This window comes from Pseudomonas sp. GT1P32, assembly GCF_054897805.1.
Genome location: NZ_CM142704.1, coordinates 2,495,289 through 2,519,257, shown reverse-complemented (window position 1 = coordinate 2,519,257; position 23,969 = coordinate 2,495,289). Strand labels below are relative to the sequence as shown.

The window sequence follows — 23,969 nt, the reverse complement described above, 5'->3', positions numbered from 1 at the left end:
ACAGTATCCACGCCACTCTCTAACAACATCAGGGCACACGGAAGATGAGTCACCCCTCACAGTTCACCTTGCTTCGCACCCGGCGCTTCCTGCCGTTTTTCGTGACCCAGTCCCTCGGGGCGTTCAACGACAACGTCTTCAAGCAATCGTTGATCCTCGCCATTCTGTACAAGTTGACCATCGAGGGTGATCGTTCGATCTGGGTCAATTTGTGTGCGTTGCTGTTTATTCTGCCGTTCTTTCTGTTTTCGGCGCTGGCCGGGCAATTTGGCGAGAAGTTCGCCAAGGACGCGCTGATCCGTCTGATCAAGCTTGGGGAAATCGCCATCATGGCGGTCGGCGCCGTGGGGTTTGTCTTCGATCACCTGTCGCTGATGCTGCTGGCGCTGTTTGCCATGGGCACGCACTCGGCGCTGTTCGGGCCGGTGAAATACTCGATCCTGCCCCAGACCTTGCACGAAGACGAACTGGTGGGCGGCAACGGCCTGGTGGAAATGGGCACCTTCCTGGCGATCCTCGCCGGGACCATCGGCGCCGGGATCATGATGTCCTCCGCGCATTACGCGCCCATCGTGTCCACGGCGATCGTCGGTATTGCGGTGCTCGGTTACCTGGCCAGTCGAAGCATTCCGCGGGCGGCGGCCTCATCGCCGGAAATGCGCCTGAACTGGAACATCTTCAGCCAATCCTGGGCCACCTTGAAACTGGGCCTGGGACAAACACCGGCGGTGTCGCGCTCGATTGTCGGCAACTCGTGGTTCTGGTTTGTCGGGGCGATTTACCTGACGCAAATCCCGGCGTACGCCAAGGAATGGATGCACGGCGACGAAACCGTGGTGACGCTGATTCTTACCGTGTTCTCGGTCGGTATCGCACTCGGCTCGCTGCTCTGCGAAAAACTGTCCGGACGCAAAGTCGAGATCGGTCTGGTGCCGTTCGGCTCGTTTGGCCTGACGGTGTTCGGTTTGCTGCTGTGGTGGCATTCCGGCGGGATTCCCGAAAGTGTCGACGGCCATGGCTGGATCGAAATCCTCGGCTTTGGCCACACCTGGCTGGTATTGATCGACATTCTTGGTCTCGGGGTTTTCGGTGGTTTCTACATCGTGCCGCTGTACGCGCTGATTCAGTCGCGCACCCCGGAGAACGAGCGGGCGCGGGTGATTGCCGCCAACAATATTCTCAACGCGCTGTTCATGGTGGTCTCGGCGATTGTCTCGATCGTGTTGCTGAGCCTGGTCAAGCTGTCGATCCCGCACCTGTTCCTGGTGGTGTCGCTGCTGAACATCGGCGTCAACGCCTACATCTTCAAGATCGTCCCCGAGTTCAGCATGCGTTTCATGATCTGGCTGCTCAGCCATTCCATGTACCGCGTGGAGCATCGCAATCTGGAGCTGATTCCGGATGAAGGCGCGGCGTTGCTGGTGTGCAACCACGTGTCTTTCGTCGATGCGCTGCTGATTGGCGGCGCGGTGCGTCGGCCGATTCGCTTTGTGATGTATTACAAGATCTACAACCTGCCGGTGCTGAACTTTATCTTCCGCACGGCCGGGACAATTCCGATCGCAGGACGTCAGGAAGACATTCAGATTTACGAAAGGGCCTTCACACGCATTGCTCAATATCTGAAGGACGGTGAGCTGGTGTGCATCTTCCCTGAAGGAAAGTTGACCGCCGATGGCGAGATCAACGAGTTCAAGGGCGGGTTGACGCGGATCCTCGAAGAGACGCCGGTGCCGGTGATTCCATTGGCATTGCAGGGGTTGTGGGGGAGTTTCTTCAGTCGCGATCCCGACAAGGGCCTGTTCCGTCGGTTGTGGTCGCGGGTGACCCTGGTGGCGGGGCCGGCGGTGGCGGTAGAAGCGGCGGAGCCGGCGAAGCTGCAAGGGATGGTCGGTGCATTGCGCGGCGCTGTCCGCTGATCCCTGTCGATGCGGGCCGTTATTGCCGCGAGCCCGCGCTGGCGGGTGTTCAGCCCGCCATCGCCAAGCGGTTGCGTCCTTCGCGCTTGGCCACATAAAGCGCGCTGTCGGCCCGACGCAGCAGGCTCTCGGCTGATTCGCCGGGCAACAGGGTCGAACAACCGAGGCTGACGGTCAGCTCGATCAGGTTGCCATCGGCCGAAAACTCCTTGGCTTGCGCCGCGAATCGCAGGCGCTCGCCGACCATGGCGGCGGCTTCCCGGCCGGTGTTGGACAGCAGAATCAAAAACTCCTCGCCACCAAAGCGGAACACCATGTCCACGTTGCGCAGCTGGCTTTTGATCGAAGCGGCGACCCCCTTGAGCACGTCATCGCCAGCGCTGTGGCCATGGGTGTCGTTGATTTGTTTGAAATGATCGATGTCCAGCATCAACAACGACAAGGGCTGCAGATGCCGACGCGACATGTCGATTTCCCGTTGCAGCGTCTGGTCCATGGCAATGCGGTTGCCGGTGTCCGTAAGCGGGTCGCGCAGGGCGCTTTGGGTGGCGGCGCGGTAGAGCAGGGCATTACGCATCGGATACATCAGCGCAGACAACGAAGACTCGAGGTTGCCCAGTTCCTGCTCGCTGAAACGCTGATTGCGGCGGAACACCAGTTCACCCAGGTGCTCGCCCTCATGGCTGAGGCTATAGCTGATCGAGTGGTGGCCGCGCTGGCCGTATTCCAGGCGCAAGTCGCTGGCCTTGTGCTGGTAGCTCAAGGCGTCGAGCGGTACGAGTTGCTGAATTTCACGGTAGAAGAGCCCAAGAATGCGTTGCGGCTCAAGGCTGGTTTGCAGCTGCAAACTCAGTTGCTGGCGCAATTGCGCAAGGCTGACCGGCCTCTCCAGAAGAGGGGGCTGCTGACCAAAGCCCAGGCGTTGCAATTTGGCGCTATCGAAGTCAATTGCGTTGGTCTGGGAAGGTGATTTCATATGGCGTGCACCCCTAAGCAGTAAGGCTGTCTTACAGGCTGGGTGAGAGCGGCTTTGGGCTGCGCGTCATACTGGTCCATCAGTCCCGTAGGACATTTGGCGCAAGTCTAATCTGCTTTGCTGAAGATTAGTAACCTATCGACCCGAAGGTCTGCCCGACTGCTTTCACTCACTCGGCGTGTCTGAGCAGATATAGAGCGAAAGTCATGCCATTCGGTTCATTTGAATAAAAGTTGTTACAAATCAATGTATTGAAGGATTTTTCGGCTTTTTGCAGCCCATTTCATGACATTTCTTTGACTAAAAACAGGTGCAGTTGCGACGCTTATTGAGTGCCGTGACGGAAATTCGCCACGGCACAAAAGCGACGCACGGTGTTACTGCGCGTTGAATGCCTGGCCGTTGATGCCGGTGCTGTCCGGGCCCATCAGGTAGAGATAGACCGGCATGATCTCTTCGGGTGTCGGGTTGTTCAGCGGGTTTTCACCAGGGTAAGCCTGGGCGCGCATGCTGGTGCGGGTGGCGCCGGGGTTGATGCTGTTAGAACGCACCGGTGCGACGGTGTCGACTTCGTCGGCCAGGGTTTGCATCAGGCCTTCGGTGGCGAACTTGGAGACGCCATAAGCGCCCCAATACGCACGACCCTTGCGGCCGACGCTGCTGGAAGTGAACACCACCGAAGCGTCCTGCGACAGTTTGAGCAGCGGCAGCAGGGTGCTGGTGAGCATGAACATCGCGTTGACGTTGACTTGCATGACACGCATGAAGTTCTCGCCGGAGAGCTGTTCGATCGGTGTGCGCGGACCAATGATCGAGGCGTTGTGCAGCAAGCCGTCGAGGTGGCCGAACTCGGTTTCGATCATCGCCGCCAACTCATCGTATTGATGGGGCAGGGCGGTTTCCAGGTTGAACGGGATCACCGCCGGTTGTGGATGACCGGCGGCTTCGATTTCGTCGTAGACCTGAGTCAGGTTGGCTTCGGTCTTGCCCAGCAACAGCACGGTGGCGCCGTGGGCGGCGTAGGTTTTCGCGGCGGCAGCGCCGATACCACGACCAGCGCCGGTGACCAGGATGACCCGGTCCTTGAGCAATTCAGGGCGGGCGGAATAATCAAACATAAAGAAACCTCAAAAAATCGGAACGTGCGCGTAGAGACGCGATCCACCGGACCTGCTTTTGTAGGAGCCGGCTTGCTGGCGATGGCGATACTGGAAACGCCATCGCCAGCAAGCCGGCTCCTACAAAGGCGTTTCAGCTTGGCGATTTCAAAATCGCCATCGCCGGCAAGCCGGCTCCTACAAAGGCGGGTCAGCAGCTACAGAGGGCGCTATCCAAAACCTTGCGCAACTCCAGCGGATGATCGACCACCACATCCGCACCCCAATGCCGCGGGTTGTCGTCCGGGTGAATGTAGCCAAAGGTCACGGCGGCGGTCTTGGTGCCGGCGTCACGACCGGATTCGATATCGCGCAGGTCATCACCTACAAACAGCACGCTGGCCGGATCAAGGTCGAGCATCTTGCACGCCAGGATCAACGGCTCCGGGTCCGGTTTGCTGTTCTTCACGTGATCCGGGCAAATCAGTAGCGCCGAACGCTCGGCCAGCCCGAGCTGCTGCATGATCGGCTCGGCAAACCGCAGAGGCTTGTTGGTGACCACGCCCCAGATCAGGTTGGCTTTTTCGATGTCGGCCAGCAACTCGCCCATGCCGTCGAACAGCTTGCTGTGCACCGCGCAGCCCACGAGGTAGCGCTCCAGGAACTCCAGGCGCAGCTCTTCAAAGCCTGGCGATTCCGGGTCCATGCTGAACGTCACCGCGACCATCGCCTTGGCGCCGCCGGAGATCTCGTCGCGGATGTGCTTGTCGTTCATCGGCGGCAAGCCGCGGTCGGCACGCATTGCCTGACAGATCGCAATGAAGTCCGGCGCGGTGTCGAGCAGCGTGCCGTCCATGTCGAAAAGGACTGCTCTGATACGCATCGGCTTATTCCTCGCGCAGGGTCTGGATCATGTAGTTGACGTCCACGTCGGCCGCCAGTTTGTAGTGCTTGGTCAGCGGGTTGTACGTCAGGCCGATGATGTCCTTGACGGTCAGGCCCGCCATGCGGCTCCAGGCACCCAGCTCGGAAGGGCGGATGAATTTCTTGAAGTCATGCGTGCCGCGCGGCAGCAGCTTCATGATGTATTCGGCGCCGACGATGGCGAACAGATACGCCTTCGGGTTGCGGTTGATCGTGGAGAGGAACACCTGGCCGCCCGGCTTGACCATTTTGAAGCAGGCGCGGATCACCGAGGAGGGATCCGGTACGTGCTCAAGCATTTCCAGGCACGTGACCACGTCGAACTGTTCCGGCATTTCTTCAGCCAGGGCCTCGGCGGTGATCTGCCGGTATTCGACGTTCACGCCCGACTCAAGCTGGTGCAGTTGAGCGACGGCCAGCGGCGCTTCGCCCATGTCGATGCCCATCACGGTCGCACCGCGTTGCGCCATGGCTTCGCTGAGGATGCCGCCGCCGCAACCGATGTCGAGAACTTTCTTGCCGGCCAGATTGACCCGTTCGTCAATCCAGTTGACCCGCAGCGGGTTGATGTCGTGCAGCGGTTTGAACTCGCTTTCGCGGTCCCACCAGCGATGGGCCAGGGCTTCGAATTTAGCGATTTCGGCGTAGTCGACGTTACTCATGGTTCATCCTCTAAAACTTGAAAAATCCTGTTGCCCCGGCGGTGAGTCCGGGGTGCTTACAATTCGGTGTGGCCACTGATGCGCTGGCCCCAGGCCTTGGCGGTGGCGCACAGCTGTTCTTCATCCAGACGGGTCAGGCGACGGTCGTCGAGCAATTGCTTGCCGCCCACCCACAGGTGTTTCACGCAGTCGCGACCGGTGGCATATATAAGCTGCGAAACCGGGTCGTAGACCGGTTGCTGCGCCAGGCCCGAGAGGTCGAACGCGACGATGTCCGCCGCTTTGCCGACTTCCAGCGAGCCGACGTCGGCCTCGATGCCCATGGCGCGCGCGCCGTTCAGCGTGGCCATGCGCAGCGCGCGATGAGCGTCCAGCGCGGTGGCCGAACCAGCGACGGCTTTGGCCAACAACGCGGCGGTGCGGGTTTCGCCGAGCAGGTCGAGGTCGTTGTTGCTGGCCGCGCCGTCGGTGCCGACAGCCACATTGACGCCAGCCTGCCACAAACGTTCTACCGGGCAGAAACCGCTGGCCAGCTTCAGGTTCGACTCCGGGCAATGAATCACATTGGTGTTGCTTTCTACCAGCATCACCAGGTCTTCATCGCTGATCTGTGTCATGTGAACGGCCTGGAAGCGCGGCCCCAGCAAGCCCAGGCGTGCCAGTCGGGCCAACGGCCGCTCGCCACGCTGCTCGACGGCTTGCTGTACTTCGAACGCAGTTTCGTGGACGTGCATGTGAATCGCCGCGTCCAGTTCTTCGGCGATCACCCGGATTTTCTCCAGGGTTTCATCGCCCAACGTGTAGGGCGCGTGGGGGCCGAAGGTGACTTTGATGCGCTCGTGGTGCTTAAGATCGTTGAACAGCTCGACGCCCTGACGAATGGCGTCATCCGCCGTGCCGGCGCCCGGGATCGGGAAATCGAGGATCGGAATCGCGATTTGCGCGCGTATGCCGCTGTTATGCACACGTTCGCTGGCAACCTTCGGGAAGAAATACATGTCAGAGAAGCAGGTAATACCACCTTTTATCTGTTCGGCGATGGCAAGGTCGGTGCCATCGCGTACAAAAGCCTCATCGACCCATTTGGCTTCGGCGGGCCAGATGTGGTTTTCCAGCCAGGTCATCAGCGGCAGGTCATCGGCCAGGCCGCGGAACAGCGTCATCGCCGCGTGCCCGTGAGCATTGATCAGGCCGGGGCTGAGGAGCATGCCAGGGAGTTCGCGGACTTCGGTTGCGTTAAGCTTCAGCGCGACAGACCGCGGGCCGATAAACACGATGCGCCCGTCGCGGATGCCCAGGCCATGCTCTTTGAGGACAACGCCAGCGGGTTCGACGGGTACCAGCCAGGTCGGCAGCAATAACAGGTCGAGCGCAGCGGCAGTGTTCGGCATCGAGGGTCGGTTCCAGTGCTTTTGTAAAGGATGGCGAAGTATACCCGAGCGTCTTCGCGGGGGGATCGCTATAATCGGCGGCTTTTGTTCATGAGTGCGGGGTGAAGGATGCGCGATCGACTGTTGGCTGCGGAGAAGGTGAAGGCCATCGATTGGCGTGATGGCGCCCTGTACCTGCTGGATCAGCGTATTTTGCCGTTCGAGGAAACCTGGATTGCCTACACCAGCGCGGCTGGTGTGGCCGAGGCTATTCGTTCGATGGTGGTGCGCGGCGCGCCGGCGATTGGCATCAGTGCCGCCTATGCCATGGTGCTTTCAGCCCGCGCCCGAATTCTCGAGGGCGGTGACTGGCAGGCCGCGTGGGAAGAGGATTACGCATTGCTGGCCGATTCTCGTCCAACGGCGGTGAACCTGTTCTGGGCCTTGAGTCGCATGCGTGACCGCCTTGATCGTATCAAGGGCGATGCCGACCCTCTCGCGGCGCTGGAGGCGGAGGCTATTGCCATTCATGAAAGTGATCGCGAAGCCAACCTGACCATGGCGCAGCTGGGTGTGGACCTGATCCGCAAGCACCAGGGCAACGCCCAGACGATCCTGACCCACTGCAACACCGGCGCACTGGCCACCGGTGGTTTTGGTACAGCGCTGGGCGTCATTCGCGGGGCGTTCATTGAGGGCATGGTCGAGCGTGTTTATGCCGACGAAACCCGTCCATGGTTGCAAGGTTCACGACTGACGGCGTGGGAGCTGGCCAACGAAGGCATCCCCGTGACCCTCAATGCCGACTCCGCCGCAGCTCACATCATGAAGACCAAAGGCATCACCTGGGTCATCGTCGGCGCCGACCGGATCACCGCCAATGGCGACGTGGCCAACAAGATCGGCACGTATCAACTGGCGGTCAACGCCATGCACCACGGCGTGCGTTTCATGGTGGTGGCGCCGAGTTCGACCATCGACATGAACCTGGCCAGTGGCGATGACATTCCGATTGAAGAGCGTGACGGGCGCGAGTTGCTGGAAGTCGGCGGCAAGCGGGTCGGGGCGGATGTCGATGCGTTCAATCCGGTGTTCGACGTCACCCCGGCGGACTTGATTGACGCGATCGTCACGGAAAAAGGCATCGTCGAACGCCCGGATACGGCGAAAATGGCGCAGTTGATGTGCCGCAAGCGGTTGCATTGATGGTCTCTGGCGCCTGATACGGCGCCTTCGCGGGCAAGCCTCGCTCCTACAGTGGGCAACAACGGTTCACTGTAGGAGCGAGGCTTGCCCGCGAAGAGGCCCCAAAAGTCAACAAATCAGCTCGAATCATCCCCGAAATGGGTATTCAACAAAGCTCTAAGCCCCTCTCGTCCCCTTCAAGCCTGCCATCAGTCAACTAACTACACTCCATGCGCATCTGGGGGATAGGTGCGTGGCGGCTCTTGTGATAACATCCGGCGTTTTCCGAGGCAGTCCCACGGGGTTGTCTTTACTGCGCAAATCCATGGCATAACTCGTTGATTTGTCGTAAGTCGGTGCATGGCACTCAGCCTGCAGCGGCGAGCTTCGTTCGTCCCATATGGATGTGACGAGGTTTCACCAGAAAAAGGAATCGAGCTTCTCATGGGCGAACTGGCCAAAGAAATCCTCCCGGTCAATATCGAAGACGAGCTGAAGCAGTCCTACCTCGACTACGCGATGAGCGTAATTGTCGGGCGGGCACTGCCGGATGCGCGCGATGGCTTGAAGCCCGTGCACCGGCGCGTGCTGTTCGCGATGAGCGAGCTGGGCAACGACTTCAACAAGCCGTACAAGAAATCTGCCCGTGTTGTCGGTGACGTGATCGGTAAGTATCACCCGCACGGTGATACCGCGGTGTACGACACCATCGTTCGGATGGCGCAGCCATTCTCGCTGCGCTACCTGCTGGTAGACGGTCAGGGCAACTTCGGTTCGGTGGACGGCGACAACGCCGCGGCCATGCGATACACCGAAGTGCGCATGACCAAGCTGGCGCACGAGCTGCTGGCTGACCTGCATAAAGAAACCGTGGACTGGGTGCCGAACTACGACGGCACCGAAATGATCCCGGCGGTCATGCCGACCCGTATTCCCAACCTGCTGGTCAACGGCTCCAGCGGTATCGCCGTGGGCATGGCGACCAACATCCCGCCGCACAACCTCGGTGAAGTCATCGACGGTTGCCTGGCGCTCATCGACAACCCCGAGTTGACCATCGATGAGCTGATGCAATACATCCCCGGTCCGGACTTCCCGACCGCCGCGATCATCAACGGTCGCGCCGGCATCATCGAAGCCTACCGCACCGGTCGCGGCCGCATTTACATGCGCGCCCGCTCGATGATCGAAGACATCGACAAGGTCGGTGGCCGTCAGCAGATCGTCATCACCGAACTCCCTTACCAGCTGAACAAGGCCCGTCTGATCGAGAAGATCGCCGAGCTGGTTAAAGAGAAGAAGCTCGAAGGTATCACCGAGCTGCGTGACGAGTCCGACAAGGACGGTATGCGCGTTGTGATCGAGCTGCGTCGTGGCGAAGTGCCTGAGGTGATCCTCAACAACCTCTACGCCCAGACCCAGCTGCAAGCAGTATTCGGTATCAACATCGTTGCGCTGATCGACGGCCGTCCGCGGATCCTGAACCTCAAGGACCTGCTGGAAGCCTTCGTTCGTCACCGTCGCGAAGTCGTTACCCGTCGTACCGTGTTCGAGCTGCGTAAAGCGCGCGAACGTGGCCACATTCTGGAAGGCCAGGCAGTTGCCCTGTCGAACATCGACCCGGTCATCGCGCTGATCAAGGCCTCGCCAACGCCGTCGGAAGCCAAGGAAGCGCTGATCAGCACGCCTTGGGAATCCTCCGCCGTAGTGGCGATGGTTGAACGTGCCGGTGCCGACTCTTGCCGTCCAGAGACCCTGGATCCGCAATACGGTCTGCGTGAAGGCAAGTACTTCCTCTCGCCGGAACAGGCGCAAGCCATTCTGGAACTGCGTCTGCACCGCCTGACCGGTCTGGAACACGAAAAACTGCTGGCCGAGTATCAAGAGATCCTCAACCAGATCGGCGAGCTGATCCGCATCCTCAACAGCGCCACGCGCCTGATGGAAGTGATCCGCGAAGAGCTGGAAGTGATTCGCGCCGAATACGGCGACGTGCGCCGCACCGAAATCCTCGATGCCCGTCTCGACCTGACCCTGGGTGACATGATCCCGGAAGAAGAGCGCGTCGTGACCATTTCCCACGGTGGCTACGCCAAGACCCAGCCATTGGCTGCGTACCAGGCCCAGCGCCGTGGCGGTAAAGGCAAATCGGCGACTGGCGTCAAGGACGAGGACTACATCGCTCACCTGCTGGTCGCCAACAGCCACACCACGCTGCTGCTGTTCTCGAGCAAGGGCAAGGTTTACTGGCTGAAAACCTACGAAATTCCGGAAGCGTCCCGCGCTGCCCGTGGTCGTCCGCTGGTCAACCTGCTGCCGCTGGACAGTGATGAATACATCACCACCATGCTGCCGGTCGAGGAATACACCGAAGGTCACTTCATCTTCATGGCGACTGCCAAAGGCACCGTGAAGAAGACCCCGCTGGAATCCTTCAGCCGTCAACGCAGCGTCGGTCTGATCGCGCTGGAACTGGATGAAGGTGACGTACTGATTTCTGCCGCCATTACCGATGGCGACCGCGAAGTCATGCTGTTCTCTGACGGCGGCAAGGTGACTCGCTTCAAGGAAACCGACGTTCGTGCCATGGGCCGTACCGCTCGCGGTGTCCGCGGTATGCGACTGCCGGAAGGCCAGAAGCTGATTTCCATGCTGATCCCGGAAGAAGGCAGCCAGATCCTCACCGCTTCGGCGCGTGGTTTCGGCAAGCGTACGGCGATCACCGAGTTCCCTGAGTACAAGCGTGGCGGCCAGGGCGTTATTGCCATGGTCAGCAACGACCGTAACGGCCGTCTGGTTGGCGCGGTTCAGGTGCTCGACGGCGAGGAAATCATGCTGATTTCCGACCAGGGCACGTTGGTTCGTACCCGTGTCGACGAAGTCTCCAGCCTGGGTCGAAACACCCAGGGCGTGACCCTGATCAAACTGGCCAGCGATGAAACGCTGGTTGGTCTGGAGCGGGTACAGGAGCCGTCGGAAGTCGAAGGCGAAGAGCTGGAAGGCGAAGAGGGTGCGGTGTTCGACGGCGAAGTCGTGATCGACGACGTTGTTGAAGACCAACAACTCGACGCTGCCGCTGACGAAGAACCGCAAGAGTAAGCGGACAAACAGGGGGCGGATGAAAATTCGCCCCCTTGTTGTTTGTCCGAACGGAAAATTTCGATATCCAGGGACATCCCATGTGGGAGCGAGCCTGCTCGCGATGCAGGCGCCGCGGTACCTCTGAAGCACCGCGGTGATGCATTCGCGAGCAGGCTCGCTCCCACAGGTTTTCTGCTTCGGCAGGGACCCTGTGTCGATTGATGTTGTGATTTATTGCGTGATTACCACCAAATCAGAGCGAGATTGGATGTGAGCAAGAGAGCCTATAACTTCTGTGCCGGTCCTGCGGCACTTCCCGAAGCTGTCCTGCAGCGCGCCCAGGGTGAACTCCTTGATTGGCACGGCAAGGGTCTGTCGGTCATGGAAATGAGCCATCGCAGTGATGAGTTCGTGTCCATCGCTAACAAGGCCGAGCAGGATCTGCGTGATCTGCTGAATATCCCCTCGAACTATAAAGTGCTGTTCCTGCAAGGTGGCGCCAGCCAGCAATTTGCTCAGATTCCTCTGAACCTGCTGCCGGAAAGCGGCACTGCCGACTATATCGACACCGGTATCTGGTCGCAGAAAGCCATCGAAGAAGCGTCGCGCTACGGCCACGTCAACGTTGCCGCTACCGCCAAGCCTTACGACTATTTCGCGATTCCAGGTCAGAACGAATGGAAGCTGTCGAAAGACGCGGCCTACGTTCACTACGCACCGAACGAAACCATTGGTGGTCTGGAATTTAACTGGGTCCCGGAAACCGGTGACGTTCCGCTGGTCGCCGACATGTCTTCGGACATCCTCTCGCGCCCGATTGATGTTTCGCGTTTCGGCATGATCTACGCCGGCGCCCAGAAAAACATCGGCCCGAGCGGCATCGTCGTCAACATCGTTCGCGAAGACCTGCTGGGTCACGCCCGTTCCCTGTGCCCGACCATGCTCAACTACAAGGTCGCGGCCGATAACGGCTCGATGTACAACACCCCGCCAACATTGGCCTGGTACCTGTCTGGCCTGGTGTTCGAGTGGCTGAAAGAGCAGGGTGGCGTCGAAGCCATCGGCAAGCTCAACGAAGTGAAACAGCGCACGCTGTACGACTTCATTGATGCCAGCGGCCTGTACAGCAACCCGATCAACAAGTCGGATCGCTCGTGGATGAACGTGCCGTTCCGTCTGGCTGACGATCGTCTGGACAAGCCATTCCTGGCCGGTGCCGACGAGCGTGGCCTGCTGAACCTCAAGGGTCACCGTTCCGTGGGCGGCATGCGCGCCTCCATCTATAACGCCGTCGATATCGTTGCGGTCAACGCACTGGTTTCGTACATGGCAGAGTTCGAGAAGGAACACGGCTAATGTCTGAGCAAGAACTCAAGGCACTGCGCCTGCGCATTGATGCCCTGGACGAAAAAGTCCTGGAGCTGATCAGTGAGCGCGCACGCTGCGCCCAGGAAGTTGCGCGAGTAAAGATGGCCTCGCTGGCCGAAGGCGAAGTGCCGGTGTTCTATCGTCCTGAGCGTGAAGCTCAGGTGCTCAAGCGTGTGATGGAGCGCAATCAGGGCCCGCTGGGCAACGAAGAAATGGCGCGGTTGTTCCGCGAAATCATGTCTTCGTGCCTGGCCCTCGAGCAGCCGCTGAAAGTGGCTTACCTCGGTCCTGAAGGCACCTTCACTCAAGCGGCGGCCATGAAGCATTTCGGCCACGCGGTGATCAGCAAGCCGATGGCGGCCATCGACGAAGTGTTCCGCGAAGTGGCGGCCGGTGCGGTGAACTTTGGCGTGGTCCCGGTGGAAAACTCCACCGAGGGCGCGGTCAACCACACGCTCGACAGCTTCCTCGAACACGACATGGTCATCTGTGGCGAAGTCGAGTTGCGGATTCACCACCATCTGTTGGTCGGTGAAAACACCAAGACCGACAGCATCAGCCGCATCTATTCCCACGCCCAGTCGCTGGCGCAGTGCCGCAAGTGGCTGGATGCACACTACCCGAATGTCGAGCGCGTCGCGGTTTCCAGCAACGCCGAAGCGGCGAAGCGGGTCAAGGGTGAGTGGAACTCGGCGGCGATTGCCGGCGACATGGCAGCAGGCTTGTACGGGCTGACCCGTCTGGCCGAGAAAATCGAGGATCGCCCGGACAACTCCACGCGATTCCTGATGATCGGCAGCCAGGAAGTGCCGCCAACCGGCGACGACAAGACGTCGATCATCGTCTCCATGAGCAACAAGCCAGGCGCGCTTCACGAGTTGCTGGTGCCGTTCCACGACAATGGCATCGACCTGACACGCATCGAGACACGTCCTTCGCGTAGCGGTAAATGGACCTACGTGTTCTTCATCGACTTCGTCGGCCACCACCGCGATCCGCTGGTAAAAGGTGTGCTGGAAAAGATCAGTCAGGAAGCAGTGGCACTTAAAGTGTTGGGTTCCTACCCGAAAGCCGTTCTCTAAGGGGTAGCAAATGAGTGGCAACTTCCTCGCTCTGGCACAGCCGGGCGTGCAACAACTGTCGCCTTACGTTCCGGGCAAACCCGTGGACGAACTGGCGCGCGAGCTGGACATCGATCCGGCCAGCATCGTCAAACTGGCGAGCAACGAAAACCCGTTGGGCGCCAGTCCAAAGGCTTTGGCGGCCATTCGCGAAGAATTGGCCGAGCTGACCCGTTATCCGGATGGCAACGGTTTTGCGCTCAAGACCCTGCTGGCCGATCAGTGCCGCGTCGAACTGAATCAGGTGACGCTGGGCAACGGTTCCAACGACATCCTGGAGCTGGTCGCGCGTGCCTATCTGGCGCCGGGCCTGAATGCGGTGTTCAGCGAGCATGCGTTCGCGGTCTATCCGATCGTCACCCAGGCCGTCGGTGCGACGGCCAAAGTGATCCCGGCCAAAGACTGGGGCCATGATCTGTCGGCCATGCTGGCCGCGATCGATGCCGATACCCGTGTGGTCTTCATCGCCAACCCGAACAACCCGACCGGGACCTGGTTTGGCGCTGAAGCGCTGGACGAGTTCCTGCAGGATGTGCCGGAGCACGTGCTGGTGGTGCTGGACGAGGCCTACATCGAATACGCCGAAGGCAGCGACTTGCCGGATGGCCTGGACTTCCTGGCGGCGTACCCGAACCTGCTGGTTTCGCGCACCTTCTCCAAGGCCTACGGCCTGGCAGCGTTGCGAGTGGGTTACGGCTTGTCCACGGCGGTGGTCGCCGACGTGCTGAACCGTGTGCGTCAGCCGTTCAACGTCAACAGCCTGGCCCTGGCCGCTGCGTGCGCTGCGCTGCAGGACGCCGAGTACCTGGCTGAAAGCCGTCGCCTGAACGAAGCCGGCATGCTGCAGCTGGAAGCGGGCTTCCGCGAGCTGGGGCTGAGCTGGATTCCGTCCAAAGGCAACTTCATCTGCGTCGATCTCGGCCGTGTTGCCTTGCCGGTCTTCCAGGGCTTGCTGCGCGAAGGCGTGATCGTGCGTCCGGTGGCCAACTATGGCATGCCGAACCACTTGCGCATCACCATCGGCCTGCCGGCGGAAAACAGCCGCTTCCTTGAGGCGCTGACCAAGGTTCTGGCTCGTGGTTGATGTCACTGCACTGCAATCTGCTGAACCTATGATCGGTCGCCTGGTGGTGGTCGGTCTCGGTTTGATCGGCGGTTCGTTTGCCAAGGGCCTGCGTGAAAGCGGCCTGTGCCGCGAAGTTGTGGGTGTCGATCTCGATCCGCAGTCGCGCAAGCTCGCGGTCGAGTTGGGGGTGGTGGATCGCTGCGAAGAAGACCTGGCCGTTGCCTGCCAGGGTGCCGACGTGATTCAGCTGGCGGTACCGATCCTGGCCATGGAAAAGATGCTCGGCCGGTTGGCCTGCATGGACCTTGGGCAAGCGATTCTGACGGATGTCGGCAGCGCCAAGGGCAACGTCGTGCGCGCCGCGACCGAGGCGTTTGGCGGCATGCCGTCGCGTTTCGTGCCGGGCCATCCGATTGCCGGTTCCGAGCAGAGCGGGGTGGAAGCCTCCAATGCCGAACTGTTCCGTCGCCATAAAGTGATTCTGACACCGCTGGACCAAACCGATCCGGCCGCGCTGGCCGTGGTCGACCGGTTGTGGCGTGAACTGGGCGCCGATGTCGAGCACATGCAGGTCGAGCGTCACGACGAAGTGTTGGCGGCGACCAGCCATTTGCCGCACTTGCTGGCGTTCGGTTTGGTCGATTCGTTGGCCAAGCGCAATGAAAACCTTGAGATCTTCCGTTACGCTGCCGGCGGTTTCCGCGATTTCACAAGAATCGCGGGAAGCGACCCGGTCATGTGGCACGACATCTTCCTCGCCAACCGCGAAGCTGTCCTGCGCACGCTTGATACATTTCGCAGCGACCTCGACGCCTTGCGCGACGCGGTCGATGCAGGGGATGGGCACCAATTGTTGGGCGTGTTCACGCGCGCCCGGGTTGCCCGCGAACATTTCAGTAAAATCCTGGCTCGCCGGGCTTATGTGGACGCTATGAACTCCAACGACCTGATTTTCCTGGGACAACCTGGTGGCCGCCTGACTGGGCGGATTCGTGTACCGGGCGATAAATCGATTTCCCACCGTTCGATCATGCTCGGCTCCCTGGCCGAAGGCGTCACCGAAGTCGAAGGCTTCCTCGAGGGCGAAGACGCTCTGGCGACCTTGCAGGCCTTCCGCGACATGGGTGTCGTGATCGAAGGTCCGCACCACGGTCGCGTGACCATCCACGGCGTCGGCCTGCATGGTCTGAAGCCTGCGCCGGGCCCGATCTATCTGGGCAACTCCGGCACCTCGATGCGTCTGCTGTCCGGCCTGCTGGCCGCGCAGAACTTCGACAGCACCTTGACCGGTGATGCCTCGCTGTCCAAGCGTCCGATGAATCGCGTGGCCAATCCGCTGCGTGAAATGGGCGCCGTGATCGAGACCGCCGCTGAAGGTCGTCCACCGATGATCATTCGTGGCGGTAACAAGCTCAAAGGCCTGACCTACACCATGCCGATGGCCAGTGCCCAGGTTAAATCCTGCCTGCTGCTGGCCGGCCTGTACGCTGATGGCAAAACCACCGTCACCGAGCCTGCACCGACGCGCGACCACACCGAGCGTATGCTGCGCGGCTTCGGCTACCCGGTCAGCGTCAATGGCGCTACAGCGTCGGTCGAATCCGGACACAAGCTGACCGCGACCCACATTGAAGTGCCGGGCGATATTTCGTCGTCGGCGTTCTTCCTGGTGGCGGCGTCCATTGCCGAAGGTTCCGAACTGGTGCTCGAGCATGTCGGCATCAACCCGACCCGTACCGGCGTGATCGACATTCTGCGTCTGATGGGCGCTGACATCACCCTGGAAAACCAGCGTGAAGTCGGCGGCGAACCCGTAGCGGACCTGCGCGTGCGTGCAGCTAAACTCAAAGGTATCGAGATTCCCGAAGCGCTGGTTCCATTGGCCATCGACGAATTCCCGGTGCTGTTCGTGGCGGCGGCCTGTGCCGAAGGGCGCACCATCCTGCGTGGCGCCGAAGAATTGCGCGTCAAGGAATCGGACCGGATCCAGGTCATGGCCGATGGCTTGCTGGCACTGGGCGTCAAATGCGAACCGACCCCGGACGGCATCATCATTGATGGCGGCCTGATCGGCGGCGGCGAAGTGCATGGTCACGGCGATCACCGGATTGCCATGGCTTTCAGCGTGGCATCGCTGCGTGCCACTGCGCCAATTCGCATCCATGACTGTGCCAACGTCGCAACGTCGTTCCCGAACTTCCTGGCGCTGTGCGCGCAGGTCGGTATCCGTGTTGCACAAGAGGCTCAGTCGTGAAAAACATCGCACCGGTCATCACCATCGATGGGCCAAGCGGCTCCGGCAAGGGCACGGTAGCTGGCATTCTGGCCAAGCGTCTGGGCTGGAACCTGCTGGATTCCGGTGCGCTTTATCGGTTGCTGGCCTTCGCTGCGCACAATCACGGCGTCGACCTCACCAATGAAGAATTGCTGAAAAAACTTGCCGCTCATCTGGATGTGCAATTCATCGCGGCGACCGACGGTCAGTTGCAGCGCATCATTCTCGAGGGCGATGAAGTCAGCGATGTGATTCGCACCGAAAGCATCGGCTCCGGTGCCTCGCAGGTCGCGGCATTGCCCGCAGTGCGCGAGGCGCTGCTGCAGCGCCAGCGTGCATTCCAGGAAGCGCCGGGCCTGGTGGCCGATGGTCGCGACATGGGTACGGTGGTTTTTCCGGATGCACCGTTGAAGATTTTCCTCACCGCCAGTGCCGAGGAGCGTGCGCGCCGTCGATACTTGCAGTTGAAGGGCAAAGTCGATGGTGTTAGTCTGTCGAGTCTGCTAGATGAGATACGTGCACGCGATGAGCGTGACACCCAGCGAGCGGTAGCCCCGCTCAAACCGGCGGCTGACGCCATACAGCTGGATTCCACGGAATTATCCATCGACCAGGTGCTGGAACGCATCATGAGCGAGATCGCCATTCGCGATATCGCCGGGTGACCTAGAAGGCCGCAGGGGACCAGTCATAGTCCTGTGGTGCTTCTTTTAAATGAAACTAACCCACACCGTCTGGGGTGTGGAGATGGGCGTATTCTTCGCCCTCATCGACAGGAATTAAAATGAGCGAAAGCTTTGCGGAACTCTTTGAAGAAAGCCTAAAAACCCTGAACCTTCAGGCAGGCTCCATCATCACCGGTGTTATCGTTGATATCGATTACCAAGCTCGCTGGGTAACCGTTCACGCTGGCCTGAAGTCTGAAGCACTCATCCCGCTTGAGCAGTTCTACAACGACGCTGGCGACCTGACTATCAATGTCGGTGACGAAGTTCACGTTGCGCTGGACTCGGTTGAAGACGGCTTTGGTGAAACCAAGCTGTCCCGTGAAAAAGCCAAGCGCGCTGAATGCTGGATTGTTCTGGAAGCTGCCTTCGCAGCCGAGGAAGTGGTTAAGGGCGTTATCAACGGTAAGGTTAAAGGCGGCTTCACTGTCGACGTTAACGGCATCCGTGCGTTCCTGCCAGGTTCCCTGGTTGACGTCCGTCCTGTGCGCGATACCACGCACCTGGAAGGCAAAGAGCTGGAATTCAAGGTCATCAAACTCGACCAGAAACGCAACAACGTTGTCGTTTCCCGTCGTAGCGTCCTCGAAGCCGAGAACTCCGCCGAGCGTGAAGCTCTGCTGGAATCCCTGCAGGAAGGTCAGCAAGTCAAAGGTATCGTCAAGAACCTCACCGATTACGGCGCATTCGTCGATCTGGGTGGCGTGGACGGCCTGCTGCACATCACCGACATGGCTTGGAAGCGCATCAAGCATCCTTCCGAGATCGTCAACGTTGGTGACGAAATCGACGTTAAGGTTCTGAAATACGATCGCGAACGCAACCGTGTTTCCCTGGGCCTGAAGCAACTGGGCGAAGATCCATGGGTTGCTATCAAAGCCCGTTACCCAGAAAGCACTCGCGTTACCGCTCGTGTAACCAACCTGACCGACTACGGCTGCTTCGCTGAGCTGGAAGAAGGCGTTGAAGGTCTGGTACACGTTTCCGAAATGGACTGGACCAACAAGAACATCCACCCTTCGAAAGTCGTACAAGTCGGCGACGAAGTGGAAGTTATGGTTCTGGACATCGACGAAGAGCGTCGTCGTATCTCCCTCGGCATCAAACAGTGCAAATCTAACCCATGGGAAGATTTCTCTGGCCAGTTCAACAAGGGCGATAAAATCTCCGGCACCATCAAGTCGATCACCGATTTCGGTATCTTCATTGGTCTGGACGGCGGCATCGACGGTCTGGTTCACCTGTCCGACATCTCCTGGAACGAAGTGGGCGAAGAAGCCGTTCGCCGCTTCAAGAAGGGCGACGAGCTGGACACCGTTATCCTGTCGGTTGACCCAGAGCGCGAGCGTATCTCCCTGGGTATCAAGCAACTGGAAAGCGATCCGTTCTCCGAGTACGTTCAAGAGAACGACAAAGGCGCAATCGTTAAAGGCATCGTGAAAGAAGTTGACGCTAAAGGCGCCATCATCACTCTGGCCGACGATATCGAAGCGACTCTGAAAGCCTCCGAAATCAGCCGTGACCGCGTTGAAGACGCGCGCAACGTTCTGAAAGAAGGCCAGGAAGTAGAAGCCAAGATCATCAGCGTTGATCGTAAGAGCCGCGTAATTCAGCTGTCGATCAAATCGAAAGACGATGCTGAAGAGAAAGAAGCCATCCAGAGCCTGAAAACTGCTCCGGAAGGTGAAGCTGCAGCTGACACCACCATGGCGGCACTGCTGCGCCAGGCAATGGCCAAACAGAACTAAGTTCTGCTTGATCATTAAAAAGGGCGACTTCGGTCGCCCTTTTTTGTGCCTGCGATTTGGTGCGTGCAGTAACCGCATCGCACGACATTGTTCGTCCGTGAAACCAATAGCCCCCCAAAGCTGTCTCTTTCTTTAATCGGATCAATCGTTTATTTGCAGCTAGTCTTTAGTCAGAAGTGAATGACAGTCGGGCAGGGCGCCCGGCATAAGGAAATGAATGAACAAGCTCGTTGTCGCACTGGCCGTTCTGACATTGGCGGGTTGTACCACTAATGCGAAGACTCACGCCTCACGTGGGGTTAGTGGCATCGAGATCGATTGTTCGGGGGTAGGGTCGGGCTGGGAGAGGTGTCACAAACGCGCTGCCAAGGAGTGCAAGGGCGCTGGCTACAAGGTGGTCACGAGATCTGATGACGCCAAAGACGAAGATGAGTATCCCTTTGGCTTCAACCCGGCAGGTTATGTGACGCGCACCATGCTGGTTATCTGCAGATGAGCAGGTCGGGCTTGATCAGGCTTCTGTTCTGAAATCGGCATCCCATTGCTGGCGAAGATATGTCAAAGCTCGGGCTGTTCAAATTCCTTCGGGCATGCTAAAACCTTTGAAGCGCTTTTCCTAGCTGCTTGAAAAAGAAGGGAAAAATATGACGAAGTCGGAGTTGATCGAACGAATTGTCACCCATCAAGGGCTGCTCTCATCAAAGGATGTGGAGCTGGCTATCAAGACCATGCTTGAACAAATGTCCCAATGTCTGGCCACCGGTGATCGCATCGAGATCCGTGGATTTGGCAGCTTCTCCCTGCACTACCGCGCACCGCGCGTAGGCCGCAATCCGAAAACCGGTCAGTCCGTCAGCCTTGATGGCAAATTCGTTCCCCATTTCAAGCCGGGGAAAGAGTTGCGGGATCGGGTAAATGAAGAAGAGGAAGAAGTTTGAAATCCAGACAGGGAGGGGCTCATGAGTAGCTTGAAGCGCGTGCTGGTTATGGTCGTTCTACTGTTGCTGGTGCTGGCGATACTGGCTTTTGTACTTGAGAACCAGCAGTCGGTTTCCTTGCTGTTTCTTGGATGGGCTGGGCCGCAGTTGCCAGTTTCCGTTGTAGTGGTAGTTTCGTTGCTGATAGGGATGATCGCGGGGCCCGCGATTGGCTGGATCGTTGGTCGCACCGCAAGAGCGCGGCGCAAGCGTCTGGTTTGATCTACAGCGATGGACGCGTCACCGGTTACTTCCAGTGGTTGGCTGGAGGAGGGGGCTAGTGCAATCCCCCATCCCCCATCTCCATTCCCTGGCTTGACTGTTAAGCCTCTTTTTCCCCAGCCTTGAACTTGACGGCTAAAACTACCAACGGCAGATAAGCCAGGCACACTCCCGACAGGCCATCCAGTTTGCCACTCCCGACTACCAGGGCGATCGGTAACAGCCAACACAGATTGATCGCTGCGACCGTCAGGGTGACTGGCAAGTGCTTTCCAAACTGGCGGGAAGCAAATTGATAGGCATGGCTACGGTGGGCTTCATAGACCTTGTCACCCCTGAACAAGCGGCGAAGCAGAGTCCACGTAGCATCGACAATGAACACGCCGAGTAAAATCAACCAGCTCCAGAGAAGCTGTGGTGCCGTCCAGGCAGCCTGCAATGACAGTACCCCCAAGGTAATGCCCAGGAAACCGCTGCCGGCATCACCCATGAAAATCCGCGCTCTGGGGAAGTTCCAATACAGGAAGCCTGCTACTGCAAAAGCCAGTAACAGAGGCAACAGCGCCGCCAGTTCATTCCCCGCCAGCCAGTACAACAGCGCACCGCTCAGGCATACACAGATAGCTTCGACACTGGCAATGCCGTCAATCCCGTCCATAAAGTTGTACAGGTTCAGCAGCCACACCAGATAAACGGCTGCCAACGCATGACCGATCCAGCCCAGGTCGAGCGCGAATCCAAACAGTGTCAACGGCGGCAAGCCACCTATCCAGAACAGCGCCCAAGTGGCTGCGATGAAGTGACCCAGCAAGCGCCAACGAGCGCTGATATGGCCGTGATCATCCAGAAACCCCAGTACCGCAATACCGACGCCTGCGCCCAGTAATGCCCAGGTCAGAGGCCAGGCAACGAAGCCCAGACTGGCCGTCCACATCAATGCCAACAGAAAGCTCACCACGATCGCTACCCCACCACCTCGTGGTGTCGGCACGACGTGGGAGCTGCGCGCATTCGGTATGTCGATCAGGCTTCGAGCCAATGCGTACCGGCGCAGGGCGCCAGTCAGAAAAAGTGCGACAACGGCCGCAGCCGGTAACAGCCACCACATGTTCATTGAGTGTGTAGTTCCAAAAAGTGTTTAGCCGTGTCGCGCAGCGCTTCATCGACGCTGACCGGCGGTTTCCAATCCAATAGTTCACGAGTCTTGCTGATGTCGACCTGGAGTGAGCCGCACAAACGCTGGGCCAGTGCTTGCTTGCCCAGGAGTGTCGCGCCGGTTTCAAGCATCCAGCTCGGCACCGGTAGCAAGCGCGCAGGCTTGCCCAAGGCCATCGCCATTCGACGTAACAGCATGGTAGTCGAAAGATCCTCGCCATCACTCACGAGGAAGGTCTGGTTTGCTGCTGCGAAGTGCTCGGTGCACGTCACAATCAGGTCAACCAGGTTATCCAGGGCAACGAGGCTGCGTTGGTTGTGAATGGCACCAAACGGAAGGGGTACGCCTTTGTCCAGCCAGCGCATCATGCTGAGGAAGTTGGCTCGTACGCCGGGCCCATAAACCAGCACCGGACGAATAATCACCACTTCCATGCCGGTTTCAGCCGCCAGCGCTCTCAAGGCGTGTTCCGCTTCCATTTTGGAAATGCCATAAGGGTCGCTTGGCGCCTCCTCTCCATCGGCAATGTAAGGCTTGCCGAGAGTCGTGCCTTCGCCATTGACCTTGATTGAGCTGAGAAAAATGAAGCGCTTGACCCCGGCGTCAGCGGCCTGCCGAGCCAGATTGAGCGTTCCCTCGACGTTAACCTTGCGATATTCGGCAAGGGGGTCGGATGATTCGTCACTCATGACGTGTACGCGGGCAGCCAGCTGGATGACCAGATCCTGGTCCTTCAACAATCCCTGCCAATCCTGATCGGCCGACAGTCCATCGACCAGGCTCTGTGTCACACGCGAGTCGAGATCAACCTTCAACTTGCGTACGGCGGCTGTAATTTCGTGGTCACGTTCAAGCAACGGAGCGATCAGCCCGCTGCCGACAAAGCCGCTGGCCCCTGCCAGAAGAATGCGCATGATTAACGAGCCTCCTTCAGGGAAAGAATGTCTTGCGACATCTCGCGCATGATATTGCCGCGAGCAAAACGCTCGACGAAGGCATGCCGCGGGCTGGTCAGAATGTTCAGGTTTTCGAAAGATCTGGTTGCTGCATCCACATCGCAAGGTTCGAAGACGGCTGTATTTTCGATATGTTCAGCGACAAAGCTCGCCGCGTAACCCGAAATACCGGCCCAGATCGGTTTACCCAGCGCGGCGTATTCAAACAGTTTGGACGGCAAGACCTTGCGGAACGCGTCGTAATCATTGAGGTGCAGGAACAGCACATCTGCCGACTGATAGACCTGAATCAGTTCATTGCGCTTGACCGGGTTCAACAGCTCAACGTTAGTGCAGCCGGTTGAACTAATGGCCTCCTTCAGGTGAGCGAGTCTCCCTCCATCGCCGATCACTCGAAATCGCAACTTCCCCTCAAGGCGTTTGGCTAGCGCAGGAATGATCGTGTGCAACCCTTGGCCTTCACCGATGTTTCCGGCGTAGACCACGTCCAGGACCGGATTCAGACTCGCGGAGCTCTCGACAGGCTGGACATCCAGGAACTCGTCATCGATACCGTTTGTGAACAACGAGTAGTGCTGGTCCGGATACCGGGATTTGAAGTAAGGGAGAAAACCGGCGGAAACCAGATTGACCTTCTTGGCCGACTTGATGGTAAAACTTTCAAGTAGCGAAAGCATGGGCTTGAGCAGCCAGATCAGCTTCTTCGGCAGAATATCCTTGATCGTGTCGACAAAAATATCGCGAATGTCCAGATAAAGCGGAGTCTTTTTCCGGCGGGCGATGAGGGCGCCCAGCGACGCCGTCATCAGGCGCGAAGAGGTCGCATAGATAAGGTCATATTGTTTGTTCTGAACAATTTTGCGCACGCCGTTCGCGTAAACCAGAAAAGCCTTGGCTTGATCTGCCATACCGCTTTTGTGGGCCGGCAAGGCGATTCGGCGAATGGTCAGGCGAGGATGCTCTTCCAGTTCCGGCGCTTCGCTGCTGAACGAGCTGTAGCGGTTTGGCAAGGTTGTAATCAGCTCGATATGCGCGTGCGCCGGCAGTTTCTCGAGAAGTGCCTTTACCAATGCCGTGGTACGAAACGAACCGGCAGATAAATCGGGCTGGTAGTAAAAGCTCAGGATTAAAAGTTTCAAAT

Annotated in this window: 20 protein-coding genes; 12 read left to right on the top strand and 8 right to left on the bottom strand. The window is 58.9% G+C overall.

Features of this window, described 5'->3' with window-relative positions; all coding sequences use genetic code 11:
* The first annotated feature begins 44 nt into the window (after positions 1–44).
* Positions 45–1,919, top strand: a complete 1,875-nt coding sequence (locus ACYZUC_RS11510; RefSeq protein WP_461995788.1) for an MFS transporter — start codon at positions 45–47, stop codon at positions 1,917–1,919.
* Between the two features lie 49 nt (positions 1,920–1,968).
* Here ACYZUC_RS11510 and ACYZUC_RS11505 read toward each other — a convergent pair whose 3' ends face one another.
* The 5 genes from ACYZUC_RS11505 to ACYZUC_RS11485 all read right to left on the bottom strand — a co-directional run bounded on the left by ACYZUC_RS11505 (position 1,969) and on the right by ACYZUC_RS11485 (position 6,969).
* On the bottom strand, positions 1,969–2,895 hold the full coding sequence (locus ACYZUC_RS11505) for a GGDEF domain-containing protein (protein ID WP_461995787.1): 927 nt from the start codon (positions 2,893–2,895) through the stop codon (positions 1,969–1,971).
* A 377-nt stretch (positions 2,896–3,272) separates the two neighbouring features.
* A complete protein-coding gene (locus tag ACYZUC_RS11500; RefSeq protein ID WP_008031809.1) occupies positions 3,273–4,013 on the bottom strand; it encodes a YciK family oxidoreductase in 741 nt (246 codons plus the stop codon).
* Positions 4,014–4,203: 190 nt separating this feature from the next.
* The gene (gene mupP, locus ACYZUC_RS11495) at positions 4,204–4,875 is read right to left on the bottom strand and encodes an N-acetylmuramic acid 6-phosphate phosphatase MupP (protein ID WP_008031808.1); all 672 of its coding nucleotides are present in this window, start codon (positions 4,873–4,875) and stop codon (positions 4,204–4,206) included.
* A gap of 4 nt (positions 4,876–4,879) precedes the next feature.
* Positions 4,880–5,578, bottom strand: a complete 699-nt coding sequence (gene ubiG / locus ACYZUC_RS11490; protein WP_008031806.1) for a bifunctional 2-polyprenyl-6-hydroxyphenol methylase/3-demethylubiquinol 3-O-methyltransferase UbiG — start codon at positions 5,576–5,578, stop codon at positions 4,880–4,882.
* 56 nt (positions 5,579–5,634) lie between these two features.
* Positions 5,635–6,969, bottom strand: coding sequence for a TRZ/ATZ family hydrolase (locus tag ACYZUC_RS11485; RefSeq protein ID WP_461995784.1), 1,335 nt, complete (start codon positions 6,967–6,969; stop codon positions 5,635–5,637).
* A 108-nt stretch (positions 6,970–7,077) separates the two neighbouring features.
* Here ACYZUC_RS11485 and mtnA point away from each other — a divergent pair, with 108 nt between their 5' ends.
* The 11 genes from mtnA (at position 7,078) to ACYZUC_RS11430 (ending at position 20,716) form a co-directional block, all read left to right on the top strand.
* On the top strand, positions 7,078–8,154 hold the full coding sequence (mtnA, locus tag ACYZUC_RS11480) for an S-methyl-5-thioribose-1-phosphate isomerase (RefSeq protein WP_461995782.1): 1,077 nt from the start codon (positions 7,078–7,080) through the stop codon (positions 8,152–8,154).
* Positions 8,155–8,577: 423 nt separating this feature from the next.
* Positions 8,578–11,232, top strand: coding sequence for a DNA gyrase subunit A (gene gyrA, locus ACYZUC_RS11475; protein WP_461995780.1), 2,655 nt, complete (start codon positions 8,578–8,580; stop codon positions 11,230–11,232).
* Between the two features lie 252 nt (positions 11,233–11,484).
* Positions 11,485–12,570 carry a 3-phosphoserine/phosphohydroxythreonine transaminase gene (gene serC / locus ACYZUC_RS11470; protein WP_008042110.1) on the top strand — a complete coding sequence of 362 codons (1,086 nt, stop codon included), beginning with the start codon at positions 11,485–11,487 and terminating at the stop codon, positions 12,568–12,570.
* Positions 12,570–13,664, top strand: a complete 1,095-nt coding sequence (gene pheA / locus ACYZUC_RS11465) for a prephenate dehydratase (protein ID WP_007899727.1) — start codon at positions 12,570–12,572, stop codon at positions 13,662–13,664. The genes serC and pheA overlap by 1 nt, the downstream gene beginning before the upstream one ends.
* 10 nt (positions 13,665–13,674) lie before the next feature.
* Positions 13,675–14,787: a histidinol-phosphate transaminase gene (gene hisC, locus ACYZUC_RS11460; RefSeq protein ID WP_008031795.1), complete on the top strand. Its 1,113-nt coding sequence runs from the start codon at positions 13,675–13,677 to the stop codon at positions 14,785–14,787.
* Between the two features lie 28 nt (positions 14,788–14,815).
* A complete protein-coding gene (locus ACYZUC_RS11455; protein WP_461996704.1) occupies positions 14,816–17,023 on the top strand; it encodes a bifunctional prephenate dehydrogenase/3-phosphoshikimate 1-carboxyvinyltransferase in 2,208 nt (735 codons plus the stop codon).
* Positions 17,020–17,709 (top strand): (d)CMP kinase, encoded by a 690-nt coding sequence (gene cmk, locus ACYZUC_RS11450; protein ID WP_008031791.1) that lies wholly within the window; start codon positions 17,020–17,022, stop codon positions 17,707–17,709. The genes ACYZUC_RS11455 and cmk overlap by 4 nt, the downstream gene beginning before the upstream one ends.
* A 119-nt stretch (positions 17,710–17,828) precedes the next feature.
* Positions 17,829–19,517, top strand: coding sequence for a 30S ribosomal protein S1 (gene rpsA, locus ACYZUC_RS11445; protein ID WP_008031789.1), 1,689 nt, complete (start codon positions 17,829–17,831; stop codon positions 19,515–19,517).
* 217 nt (positions 19,518–19,734) lie between these two features.
* Positions 19,735–20,013 carry a hypothetical protein gene (locus ACYZUC_RS11440; protein WP_461995778.1) on the top strand — a complete coding sequence of 93 codons (279 nt, stop codon included), beginning with the start codon at positions 19,735–19,737 and terminating at the stop codon, positions 20,011–20,013.
* Positions 20,014–20,161: 148 nt separating this feature from the next.
* The gene (gene ihfB, locus ACYZUC_RS11435) at positions 20,162–20,455 is read left to right on the top strand and encodes an integration host factor subunit beta (RefSeq protein WP_008042113.1); all 294 of its coding nucleotides are present in this window, start codon (positions 20,162–20,164) and stop codon (positions 20,453–20,455) included.
* A 21-nt stretch (positions 20,456–20,476) separates the two neighbouring features.
* Positions 20,477–20,716: a lipopolysaccharide assembly protein LapA domain-containing protein gene (locus tag ACYZUC_RS11430; protein ID WP_461995775.1), complete on the top strand. Its 240-nt coding sequence runs from the start codon at positions 20,477–20,479 to the stop codon at positions 20,714–20,716.
* A 100-nt stretch (positions 20,717–20,816) separates the two neighbouring features.
* Here ACYZUC_RS11430 and ACYZUC_RS11425 read toward each other — a convergent pair whose 3' ends face one another.
* From ACYZUC_RS11425 to ACYZUC_RS11415, 3 genes are read right to left on the bottom strand one after another with little or no spacing between them, the layout of a single operon-like run.
* Positions 20,817–21,830 (bottom strand): MraY family glycosyltransferase, encoded by a 1,014-nt coding sequence (locus ACYZUC_RS11425; RefSeq protein ID WP_008042115.1) that lies wholly within the window; start codon positions 21,828–21,830, stop codon positions 20,817–20,819.
* A complete protein-coding gene (locus tag ACYZUC_RS11420) occupies positions 21,827–22,786 on the bottom strand; it encodes a UDP-glucose 4-epimerase family protein (protein ID WP_461995773.1) in 960 nt (319 codons plus the stop codon). Before ACYZUC_RS11420 ends, ACYZUC_RS11425 begins: the two co-directional genes overlap by 4 nt.
* Positions 22,787–22,788: 2 nt before the next feature.
* Positions 22,789–23,967 (bottom strand): glycosyltransferase family 4 protein, encoded by a 1,179-nt coding sequence (locus ACYZUC_RS11415; protein ID WP_461995771.1) that lies wholly within the window; start codon positions 23,965–23,967, stop codon positions 22,789–22,791.
* Positions 23,968–23,969: the final 2 nt, after the last annotated feature.

What these genes read in the sequence shown, in the direction of transcription:
- ACYZUC_RS11425 (WP_008042115.1), bottom strand. Translation starts at nt 21,830, where the DNA reads ATGAACATGTGGTGGCTGTTACCGGCTGCGGCCGTTGTCGCACTTTTT.
- mupP (WP_008031808.1), bottom strand. Translation starts at nt 4,875, where the DNA reads ATGCGTATCAGAGCAGTCCTTTTCGACATGGACGGCACGCTGCTCGAC.
- gyrA (WP_461995780.1), top strand. Translation starts at nt 8,578, where the DNA reads ATGGGCGAACTGGCCAAAGAAATCCTCCCGGTCAATATCGAAGACGAG.
- ACYZUC_RS11440 (WP_461995778.1), top strand. Translation starts at nt 19,735, where the DNA reads ATGAACAAGCTCGTTGTCGCACTGGCCGTTCTGACATTGGCGGGTTGT.
- ACYZUC_RS11420 (WP_461995773.1), bottom strand. Translation starts at nt 22,786, where the DNA reads ATGCGCATTCTTCTGGCAGGGGCCAGCGGCTTTGTCGGCAGCGGGCTG.
- ubiG (WP_008031806.1), bottom strand. Translation starts at nt 5,578, where the DNA reads ATGAGTAACGTCGACTACGCCGAAATCGCTAAATTCGAAGCCCTGGCC.
- ACYZUC_RS11505 (WP_461995787.1), bottom strand. Translation starts at nt 2,895, where the DNA reads ATGAAATCACCTTCCCAGACCAACGCAATTGACTTCGATAGCGCCAAA.
- ACYZUC_RS11500 (WP_008031809.1), bottom strand. Translation starts at nt 4,013, where the DNA reads ATGTTTGATTATTCCGCCCGCCCTGAATTGCTCAAGGACCGGGTCATC.
- ACYZUC_RS11430 (WP_461995775.1), top strand. Translation starts at nt 20,477, where the DNA reads ATGAGTAGCTTGAAGCGCGTGCTGGTTATGGTCGTTCTACTGTTGCTG.
- pheA (WP_007899727.1), top strand. Translation starts at nt 12,570, where the DNA reads ATGTCTGAGCAAGAACTCAAGGCACTGCGCCTGCGCATTGATGCCCTG.
- ACYZUC_RS11485 (WP_461995784.1), bottom strand. Translation starts at nt 6,969, where the DNA reads ATGCCGAACACTGCCGCTGCGCTCGACCTGTTATTGCTGCCGACCTGG.
- rpsA (WP_008031789.1), top strand. Translation starts at nt 17,829, where the DNA reads ATGAGCGAAAGCTTTGCGGAACTCTTTGAAGAAAGCCTAAAAACCCTG.
- mtnA (WP_461995782.1), top strand. Translation starts at nt 7,078, where the DNA reads ATGCGCGATCGACTGTTGGCTGCGGAGAAGGTGAAGGCCATCGATTGG.
- ACYZUC_RS11510 (WP_461995788.1), top strand. Translation starts at nt 45, where the DNA reads ATGAGTCACCCCTCACAGTTCACCTTGCTTCGCACCCGGCGCTTCCTG.
- ACYZUC_RS11455 (WP_461996704.1), top strand. Translation starts at nt 14,816, where the DNA reads ATGATCGGTCGCCTGGTGGTGGTCGGTCTCGGTTTGATCGGCGGTTCG.
- ihfB (WP_008042113.1), top strand. Translation starts at nt 20,162, where the DNA reads ATGACGAAGTCGGAGTTGATCGAACGAATTGTCACCCATCAAGGGCTG.
- hisC (WP_008031795.1), top strand. Translation starts at nt 13,675, where the DNA reads ATGAGTGGCAACTTCCTCGCTCTGGCACAGCCGGGCGTGCAACAACTG.